The organism is Methylobacterium sp. GC_Met_2 (assembly GCF_026540795.1).
Taxonomy (GTDB): Bacteria; Pseudomonadota; Alphaproteobacteria; order Rhizobiales; family Beijerinckiaceae; genus Methylobacterium.
Window position 1 is genome coordinate 23596 of the sequence record NZ_JALNUM010000075.1, and the last position, 9200, is coordinate 32795.

Annotated in this window: 7 protein-coding genes; 6 read left to right on the plus strand and 1 reads right to left on the minus strand. The window is 69.8% G+C overall.

The window, feature by feature from the left end; translation table 11 throughout:
- Nucleotides 1-55 precede the first annotated feature (55 nt).
- The 3 genes from OXS49_RS22085 (at nt 56) to OXS49_RS22095 (ending at nt 4384) form a co-directional block, all read left to right on the plus strand.
- Nucleotides 56-1516 carry a HAMP domain-containing sensor histidine kinase gene (locus OXS49_RS22085; protein WP_267426714.1) on the plus strand — a complete coding sequence of 487 codons (1461 nt, stop codon included), beginning with the start codon at nt 56-58 and terminating at the stop codon, nt 1514-1516.
- Nucleotides 1501-2913 (plus strand): sigma-54 dependent transcriptional regulator, encoded by a 1413-nt coding sequence (locus tag OXS49_RS22090; protein WP_267426715.1) that lies wholly within the window; start codon nt 1501-1503, stop codon nt 2911-2913. The genes OXS49_RS22085 and OXS49_RS22090 overlap by 16 nt, the downstream gene beginning before the upstream one ends.
- Before the next feature lie 145 nt (nt 2914-3058).
- Nucleotides 3059-4384, plus strand: coding sequence for an MFS transporter (locus OXS49_RS22095; protein WP_267426716.1), 1326 nt, complete (start codon nt 3059-3061; stop codon nt 4382-4384).
- A gap of 304 nt (nt 4385-4688) precedes the next feature.
- Here the strand turns inward: OXS49_RS22095 and OXS49_RS22100 are convergent, their stop codons facing one another.
- Nucleotides 4689-4901: a hypothetical protein gene (locus tag OXS49_RS22100; protein ID WP_267426718.1), complete on the minus strand. Its 213-nt coding sequence runs from the start codon at nt 4899-4901 to the stop codon at nt 4689-4691.
- A 171-nt stretch (nt 4902-5072) separates the two neighbouring features.
- Here OXS49_RS22100 and OXS49_RS22105 point away from each other — a divergent pair, with 171 nt between their 5' ends.
- The 3 genes from OXS49_RS22105 (at nt 5073) to eda (ending at nt 9088) form a co-directional block, all read left to right on the plus strand.
- Entirely contained in the window at nt 5073-6194 is a 1122-nt protein-coding gene (locus OXS49_RS22105) for an asparaginase (protein WP_267426720.1), read from the plus strand.
- A 414-nt stretch (nt 6195-6608) separates the two neighbouring features.
- Nucleotides 6609-8435 carry a phosphogluconate dehydratase gene (gene edd / locus OXS49_RS22110; protein ID WP_267426722.1) on the plus strand — a complete coding sequence of 609 codons (1827 nt, stop codon included), beginning with the start codon at nt 6609-6611 and terminating at the stop codon, nt 8433-8435.
- A gap of 23 nt (nt 8436-8458) precedes the next feature.
- Nucleotides 8459-9088, plus strand: a complete 630-nt coding sequence (gene eda / locus OXS49_RS22115) for a bifunctional 4-hydroxy-2-oxoglutarate aldolase/2-dehydro-3-deoxy-phosphogluconate aldolase (RefSeq protein WP_267426724.1) — start codon at nt 8459-8461, stop codon at nt 9086-9088.
- The last annotated feature ends 112 nt before the right edge of the window (nt 9089-9200 follow it).

Genomic DNA, 9200 nt, shown 5'->3' on the forward strand with positions numbered 1-9200 from the left:
CGCAAGACAGCGCGGCACAGCGGGGACTCGAAGCCGTGTTCGACCGAGCGCCGCCGTGACGGCCTACAGCTTGCGGGCCCGGCTCCTCGCCCTGTGGATCCTGCTCCTCGCCTCGGCGATCGCGACCGCCTACCTGATGTTCGGCGTCTACGCTCAGTCGACCGGCGTCCAGGTGGCCCGGGCGGACATCACCGTGGGACGGGCCTGCCGCGAGATCATCGACCGGTACGCCGCCCGGGTCGGCCTGCGCTGGGACGTTGCCGAATCCGACCTCGCCGGTGTGGTCGAAGCCGCGCTGGCCGGCACACCGGGGATTGAAGGTGGGATCTGGAGCGCCCAGGACGGGTCGATCGCCTATGCCTATCCGACCTATGAAGGGACCGGTCCGAAGACCGACCTCCCGGTCGCCGAACGCGACACGATCGCAACCGTGAACGCCCAGGCCCTGCGCGTCGGCCATGCCGTCTCGCTGAACCGGCCGAGCCGCACGCAGGTGCTCCTGCTCCAGGCCTGCCCCCTGCGCGGACCGGAGCCCGGGCTGACGGCCTGGGCCATGGGTCGCGCCCATGTCAAAGACGGCCCGACCTACACGCGCTTCCTCGCGGGGCTCGGGTTCCTGACCGCCACGGTCCTGGGCTCGGCGGCCTTTCTCGGCTGGTTCCTCTATGGATTCTCCGACCGGATCGCCCGGCTGGAGGCTGCCCTCTCGGCGGCGCGACCGGACGGCGAGGACCTGCCGCGCCTCGAACACACCGGCGAGCGGGAGTTCGACCGCCTGGTCGAGGCCCTCAACGCGGCGGGCGGACGGCTGCGGGAGGCGCGCGGCCGGGTCGTGGCCGCCGAGCGCTTGGCGGCCGTCGGCCGGCTCGCGGCGAGCATCGCCCACGAGATCCGCAACCCGATCGCCGCGATGCGGCTGAAGGCCGAGAACGCCCTGGTCAGCGGTGATCCGGACCGGGCGACATCGGCCCTGCGCACGGTGCTCGGCCAGATCGCGCGGGTGGACACGCTGCTGCGCGATCTGCTCAACCTGACGCAGGTCCGCCCGCTCAACCGGGCGCCGACCGCGGTGGCGCCGCTGCTCGTGGAGTGCGCCGGCCTGCACGAGGATCTCGCGACCGCGCGCGCCGTGCGGATCGGGATCGCGGCGGCCGGACTGCCCGAGGCGGACCATCCGCATATCGACCGCGCCCAGATCGCGCGCGCCCTCGACAACCTGCTCCTGAACGCCCTCCAGAACACGCCGTCCGGTGGTCGGGTCGACCTCGGCGCCGAACGGGCCGCGGTCGATGGCGCCCTCCGCCTGCGGCTTCGGGTCAGCGATACCGGCCCCGGGATCGATCCGACGATCCGCGACACCCTGTTCGAGCCCTTCGCCACGGGTCGCGCGGATGGGACCGGCCTCGGGCTCGCGATCGTGCGCGAGATCGCGCTGGCCCATCGCGGCGAGGTCAGGCTGGACGAGAACGCGTCGGAGACCACCTTCCTGCTGGATCTGCCATGGCAACCATCCTGATCGTCGACGACGACCCGGCCCTGCGCGAGGGGCTTGCCGAAACCGTGGCCGACCTCGGACACAGGCCGCTGCCGGCGGCGTCCGGCTCGGAGGCGCTGGCACGGCTGCAGGTGGGCCCGGTGGACGCGGTGCTCCTTGACCTGCGCATGCCCGGTGACCTCGACGGCATGTCGGTGCTGGAGCGGATCTGCGCGCTGCCGGACCGGCCGCCCGTGACCGTGCTGACGGCGTTCGCGAGCCCGGCCAACACCATCGAGGCGATGCGCCTGGGCGCCCATGACCACCTGACCAAGCCGATCGGTCGCGCCGACCTCGCTTCCGTCCTCGAGGCGATGCTCAAGACGGTCCGGCCGGCGGGCGCCGTCCCGGATGCCCCGGCCGGCCATCCGGGCCTCGTCGGCTCCAGCGAAGGCATGCGGCGGGTTCAGAAGACGATCGGGCTCGTGGCCGACACCGCCTCGACAGTGCTGATCCAGGGCGAGACCGGCACCGGCAAGGAAGAGGTTGCGCGGGCGCTCCACGCCTTTTCCTGGCGGCGGGCACGCCCCTTCGTCCCGGTGAACTGCGCGGCGATTCCGGGGGACCAGCTGGAAAGTGAGCTGTTCGGGCATGTCCGGGGGGCGTTCGGGGGCGCGACCGGGGATCGGGCCGGCGCCTTTCACCTCGCCGAAGGCGGCACGCTGTTCCTCGATGAGATCGGCGACATGCCGGCCGCCATGCAGGCGAAGATCCTACGGGTCATCCAAGACTGCGTAGTGACGCCGCTGGGCGGCCGCTCGGCACGGGTCGATGTCCGCTTGCTGGCCGCCACCCATCGCGACCTCCCGGCGCTCGTCGCCGAGGGCCGGTTCCGCGCCGATCTCTACTACCGCCTCAACGTGGTACCGATCGCCCTGCCGCCCCTGCGCGAGCGCCTTGCCGACATCGTCCCGCTGGCCGAACATTTCCTCGCCCGTTCGAGCAAGCGCCTCGACCGGGGCGCCGCGTCCCGCCTGCTGGCCCACGACTGGCCGGGCAACGTCCGCGAATTGCGCAACGTCGTCGAGCGCGCGGCGGTGCTGGTCCGCGGCGGCGTGATCGCGGCCGCGGATCTCGATCTCCCGTCGGACCGGCCCGACCGGCCCGACCGGCGGCCTGGCGATACTCCGCCGGCCGATTGGCTGTCCGGCGATCTACCGGGTGCCGTCGCCCGCCTGGAACGGGCCATGATCGTGGCCGCCCTGCGCGAGACCGACGGCAACCGGGCCGGCGCCGCCCGCCGGCTGGGGATCCAGCGCCAGCTCCTCTACGCCAAGATCGAGCGTTATGGCCTCGGCGCACCGTGCCTCGATCTGTCGGCCGATCCGACATGCGATGTCGGGAATCCTGACGCTTCGACCAGCCTCGATACCGAATAACCCGTTCGTCCCGCAGGCAATCGTCCCCGATGCGGCCACGATCACCTATGTGACGGAACCGAACATCCGCGTGGACGTCGAGCACCGCGAGTGATGGGCCGTTCGGATTCCGGCGGGCCCTTTGGTGTGATCGGGGCGGATCGGGATGAGCAGCATCGGGACGGGCGCGACGGGCGCCGACGCGGAGACCCGCACCGCCTCGACCAAGGCCCTGCGCGGCCTCGATGCGCTCAACTTCTTCCTGGCCGACGTGCGCGACGGGCTCGGCCCCTATCTCGCCATCTATCTCATCGCCGTGCGCGGACCGGACCAGGGCTGGAACGAGGCGACCACCGGCCTCGTCATGACCGTCGCGGGTATCCTCGGCCTCGTGGCGCAGACGCCCGCGGGCGCCTTCATCGACGCGACCAACCACAAGCGCGCCGTGGTGATCGGCGGCGCGATCGCGGTGACGGCGAGCTGCCTCGTCCTGCCGTTCATCTCCAACTTCTACCTCGTGGCCGCGACCCAATCGGTCGCACACATCGCGGGTGCGATCTTCCCGCCGGCTCTGGCCGCCATCACCCTCGGCCTCGTCGGCCCCAAAATGTTCGCCAAGCGGATTGGCCGCAACGAGGGCTTCAATCACGCCGGCAACGCGGTCTCGGCCGCGGTGGCGGGGGGGTTGGCCTACTTCTTCGGGCCGATCGTGGTGTTCTGGCTGATGGGCATCCTGGCGGCCTGCTCCATCGGCGCCATGCTGATGGTGCCGGCCGACGCGATCGACGACGACCTCGCGCGGGGTATGACCCGGGAGGAGGAAGCCCCGCAGGAGAAGCCCTCCGGCCTCGCCACCCTGCTCCAGAACAAGGCTTTGCTCCTGTTCGCGGTGCTGTGCGCGATCTTCCACCTCTCCAACGCCGCCATGCTGACCTCGGTGGGCCAGCTCCTGACGCACCTGTCGGGCAAGGATCACGCGACCTCGCTGATCGCCATCTGCATCGTGGCGGCGCAATGCGTGATGGTGCCGGTGGCGATCTTCGTGGGCGCCAAGGCAGACGTGATCGGCCGCAAGCCGATCTTCCTGGCGGCCTTCGGGGTGCTGGCCCTGCGCGGCGTGCTGTATACCCTATCGGACAACCCGTTCTGGCTGGTGGGCGTCCAGCTCCTCGACGGGATCGGCGCGGGCATCTTCGGAGCACTGTTCCCGATCGTGGTGTCCGACCTGACCCGTGGCGGCGGGCGCTTCAACACCGCCCAGGGCGCCGTCGCCACGGCTCAGGGCATCGGCGCCTCGCTCAGCGCCACGCTGGCCGGCGTGATCATCGTGTCGGCTGGCTATTCGACGGCCTTCCTGGCGCTCGCCGCCATCGCAGCCCTGGGCTTCGTGCTGTACTTGACGCTGATGCCCGAGACCCGCGACTCGGTCTCCGCCGGCAACGAGCCCGAGACCGGCGGCACGCTCCCGCCGGTCGTTCCTGCGAATGCCTGAGCAGCCACAGGAACGAGCGCCGATCGAGATTACGCTCGGGGCAGATCTTCCCGAAGTGTCACGCTAAGATTCGCCATCATCACATTGCCGGGCCCTGCACCGGCCCGTTCCCGGGCGCATGCAGCGCCCGCGGAATGCGCCCGGGAATCAACTCGCGATGGCACGGAGCGTCCAGCTGGATGAACGGTACCGCTGACGCGGCACGTCGTATGCTGAATCCCAGATCAGGTTCCGCTGTTGCTTCACCTATCTGGGAAAAGGGCGTGCGTCATAATCGTAAGGAGCACTGAACCCGCCCCGTGCGTCACGAAGCGACAGCGAGGTCCGGTGCAACCGCGAAGGCCTGGGTCGCCTCCGGCGGCGCCTTGCGCGAGATGTAGTAAATGTCGACGGCGCGCCAGAAGGCACCCTGCTCCTGTTCTGAGCGACGGGAGAGTGAGCCTTCGAGGATTGCCATCGCGGCCCGGGCGGGCTCGCTCCGCTCCAGTTCGTCGAGCAGGCCGGCGAGATGCTGCATGGGGCGAACCTCCGTTCGGAGAGCGACATGCTCTAACGCTTGAGCTTGCGTAACGATCCAGGCCGGCGTGAACCGCGGCGGCCCGCACGATCCTTGCCTGACAAGTCCGTGCGGCTACCATCGCCGTGGCGAGTCCGACTCGTCATCGTTTCAGAGCTAGAGGATCACCGCATGTTTTCCTGCCGAAGCGGCGCGGCCCATTCCCTGCGCGGAGCGGCCTTCGCGCTGGCCCTGGCCAGCCTGTGCGGGGCGAGCCCGCTGAGCGCGCGCGAGATGCCCGAGTCCGGGACGGCCGCCGCGACCCGGAAGCCGAACGTCGTGATCTTCGCCACCGGCGGCACCATCGCGGGCGCCGGCGCGGATGCCGCCAACAGCGCGACCTACACCGCCGCCAAGGTGCCGGTCGACAAGCTGATCGCGGCCGTGCCGCAGATCAGCACGATCGCCAACGTCCGCGGCGAGCAGGTCTTCCAGATTGCCTCCGAGAGCTTCACTGACGCTCAGCTGGTCCAGCTCGGCAAGCGCGTCTCGCAGCTCCTCAAGCAGGACGACGTCGACGGGGTGGTCGTCACGCACGGCACCGACACCCTGGAAGAGACGGCCTTTTTCCTCGATCTGGTCGTGAAGAGCGACAAGCCGATCGTGGTCGTCGGCTCGATGCGGCCGGGCACGGCGATCTCAGCCGACGGCGCCCTCAACCTCCTCGACGCCGTGACCGTGGCGGGGAGCAAGGAGGCGATCGGCAAGGGCGTCACCGTGACGATGAACGACACCATCCAGTCCGGCCGCGATGTGACCAAGCGGACCAATGTCGTGCCCAGCGCCTTCTTCAGCCAGTGGGGGCCGCTCGGCATGGTCATCGAGGGCAAAACATACTTCTTCCGCTCGCTTTCCAAGCGGCACAACTCCAGCTCCGAGTTCGACATCGACCAGATCGATAGCCTGCCGCTGGTCGGGATCGTCTACGGTTCGGGCAACATGATCCCGGGTGTCTACGACGCGGAGGTTCAGGCGGGCGCGAAGGCGATCGTCAATGCCGGCACCGGCAACGGCTCGGTGGCGGGCTACCTCGTCGACAAGCTCAAGGACATCCGCTCCAAGGGTACGCTCATCATCCGCTCGTCGCGCGTGCCCGATGGGCTCGTGCTGCGCAACGCCGAGCAGCCGGACGACACGTACGACTGGGTGGTCGCCAACGACCTGAACCCCGCCAAGGCCAAGATCCTGGCGGCCGTGGCGCTCACCAAGACGAGCGACACGAAGGAGCTGCAGCGGATCTTCTGGGAATATTGAGGGCCGCTGCAATTCACGATGGGGCTTTGCTGAAGAGGCGTCATGGTTGCCCCGAATCCCCCCTCCCCGCACGCGGGGAGAGGCCTGCACGGACCTCGTCGTCCGTGCGGGAAGCGGAGGCGTAGCCGGAGCGGCGGTGAGGGAGCTCGACGGGATAAGACTCTTCCGGCGCCTCCCCCTCACCTTCGGCTACCGCCTCGCTCCGGCGACGGCAAGGTCGCCGGAGCCCTCTTCCCGCAAGCGGGGCGAGGGGCAACTGCGGCCAGCGTCGGGGCCGCACGCGACGTACGAATTCGGCCGCCGGCAGAGGATTGAGGCAGAGCGGGTCTCGGCACCGGCCGGGTTACATCCCGCGGCACACAGCTTAAGTACCGGCAACCGACGTAGCCCTGCGCCGAGCCTGGAGAAACCAGCATGACCGAGCTTCATCCCGAGGTCGCGGCGGTCACCGAGCGCGTCGTGACGCGCTCCCGCGAGACCCGACGCGCCTATCTCGACCTGATCGCCCGCGAGCGCGAGGCGGGGGTCCGGCGCGGCAAGCTCGCCTGCGGCAACCTCGCCCACGGCTTCGCGGCCGCCGGCGAGGACAAGGCGGCGATCCGCGACGAGCGGACCGCGATGAATATCGGCATCGTCACCGCCTACAACGACATGCTCTCGGCCCATCAGCCGTACGGGCGCTACCCGGAGCAGATCAAGCTGTTCGCCCGCGAGCGTGGCGCGACCGCTCAGGTTGCGGGCGGGACGCCGGCCATGTGCGATGGGGTCACGCAGGGCCAGAGCGGCATGGAGCTGTCGCTGTTCTCCCGGGATGCGATCGCGCTCTCGACCGCGGTGGCGCTCAGCCACGGCATGTTCGACGGCGCGGCTTTGCTCGGCATCTGCGACAAGATCGTGCCGGGCCTGCTGATCGGGGCGCTCCGCTTCGGCCACCTGCCGACCATTCTGATCCCGGCCGGCCCGATGCCGTCGGGGCTGGCCAACAAGGAAAAGCAGCGGATCCGCCAGCTCTACGCCGAGGGCAAGATCGGCCGCGCGGAACTTCTCGAATCCGAATCCGCCTCCTACCACTCGGCCGGCACCTGCACGTTCTACGGCACCGCCAACTCCAACCAGATGATGATGGACATGATGGGCCTGCACATGCCGGGCGCGTCCTTCATCAATCCCGGTACCAAGCTGCGGCAGGCCGTGACCCGGGCGGCGATCCACCGGCTCGCCGAGATCGGCGCCGCCGGCAACGATTACCGGCCTCTCGGCCTCTGCGTCGACGAAAAGGCGATCGTGAACGCGGCCGTCGGCCTGCTCGCCACGGGCGGCTCGACCAACCACGCGATCCATTTGCCGGCCATCGCACGCGCCGCCGGCATCGTGATCGACTGGGCGGATATCGACCGGCTATCCAGCGCCGTGCCGCTGATCGCGCGCGTCTATCCGAATGGCGCGGGCGACGTGAACCACTTCCACGCGGCCGGCGGCATGAGCTTCGTGATGGCCGCGCTGCTGGATGCGGGCCTGCTACACGGCGACATCCTCACCGTGGCGGGCCAGTCGCTGCGCGACCACGCCCGCGACCCGAAGCTCGACGGGGAGGAATTGGTTTTCGAGGACGCCGTGTCGGAGAGCCTGGACGATGCCATGCTCCGGCGGCCCGCCACCCCGTTCCAGCCGGATGGCGGCATGCGGCTGGTGAAGGGCAATCTCGGACGGGCGACGTTCAAGACCAGCGCCGTCGAGGAGCAGCGCCGGACCATCGAGGCCCCGGCGCGGGTGTTTTCCGATCAGGACGAGGTGCTGAAGGCGTTCAAGGCCGGCGAGCTGGAGCGGGACGTCGTGGTTGTGGTCCGGTTTCAGGGGCCGAAGGCCAACGGCATGCCGGAATTGCACAAGCTCACCCCGCCGCTCGGCGTGCTGCAGGACCGCGGCCACAAGGTTGCCCTGGTAACGGACGGCCGGATGTCCGGCGCCTCCGGAAAAGTCCCGGCCGCCATCCACCTCAGCCCCGAGGCGCTCGGCGGCGGACCGATCGGCCGGATCCGCGACGGCGACATCGTCCGGCTCAGCGCCGCCGACGGTCTGCTCGAAGTGCTGGTGGACGAAGCCGAGTTCGCCGCCCGACCCGAAGCCGAAGCACCGCCGCCCAGCCAGGGCACCGGGCGCGAGTTATTCGCGTTCATGCGCCATGGGGCCGATACGGCGGAGCGCGGCGCCTCCGCGATGCTCGCCGCCGCCGGCCTCTGAATTTAGGACAGGAGTTGCCGACCATGAACGATCTGACCAGCATCGACGCGCTGATGCGCTCCGTGCCCGTCATACCGGTCCTGGTGATCGACGATGTCGCCCAGGCCCGGCCCATCGCCGAGGCCTTGGCGAAGGGCGGGCTGACCGCCTTGGAGGTCACCCTGCGCACGCCGGCCGCCCTCGACGTGATCCGGGAGATGACCCGGGTCGAAGGTGCGGTCGTGGGTGCCGGGACGGTGCTCAACCCCCGCGATCTGGAGAACGCCCTGGCGGCGGGGGCCGAGTTCATCGTCTCGCCCGGCCTCACGGAGCCGCTGACCGACGCCGCCAAGGCCAATGGCGTACCCTACCTGCCGGGCATCGCCACCGCGGCCGACATCATGCGCGGACTGGATCACGGGCTCGACCGGTTCAAGTTCTTCCCGGCCGAAGCAGCGGGCGGCATCAAGGCGTTGAAGTCCCACGCGGCGGTGTTCGGCGCGGTGCGGTTCTGCCCGACCGGCGGCATCACCGAGGCGACAGCGCCGGATTGGCTGGCGATCCCGTCGGTGCTCTGCGTCGGCGGCAGCTGGGTGGTGAAGCCCGGTACGCCCGATCCGGCGGCGATCGAGCAGGCGGCCCGGGCTGCTGCGGGTTTGCGCAAGGCGGCGTAAGGCTGAACTGGCCGTACGGCTTCCCTCCCCCCTCTGCGGAGGAGGGTGGCCCCCGGAAAGGGGGTCAAGAGAGGGGAGCGACGGTGCAGAATGAAGCGTTATCCGTCATGAA

Excerpts from the sequence above, each read along its gene's own strand:
- OXS49_RS22090 (WP_267426715.1), top strand. The coding sequence starts at position 1,501 with ATGGCAACCATCCTGATCGTCGACGACGACCCGGCCCTGCGCGAGGGG.
- OXS49_RS22095 (WP_267426716.1), top strand. The coding sequence starts at position 3,059 with ATGAGCAGCATCGGGACGGGCGCGACGGGCGCCGACGCGGAGACCCGC.
- OXS49_RS22100 (WP_267426718.1), bottom strand. The coding sequence starts at position 4,901 with ATGCAGCATCTCGCCGGCCTGCTCGACGAACTGGAGCGGAGCGAGCCC.
- OXS49_RS22105 (WP_267426720.1), top strand. The coding sequence starts at position 5,073 with ATGTTTTCCTGCCGAAGCGGCGCGGCCCATTCCCTGCGCGGAGCGGCC.
- edd (WP_267426722.1), top strand. The coding sequence starts at position 6,609 with ATGACCGAGCTTCATCCCGAGGTCGCGGCGGTCACCGAGCGCGTCGTG.
- eda (WP_267426724.1), top strand. The coding sequence starts at position 8,459 with ATGAACGATCTGACCAGCATCGACGCGCTGATGCGCTCCGTGCCCGTC.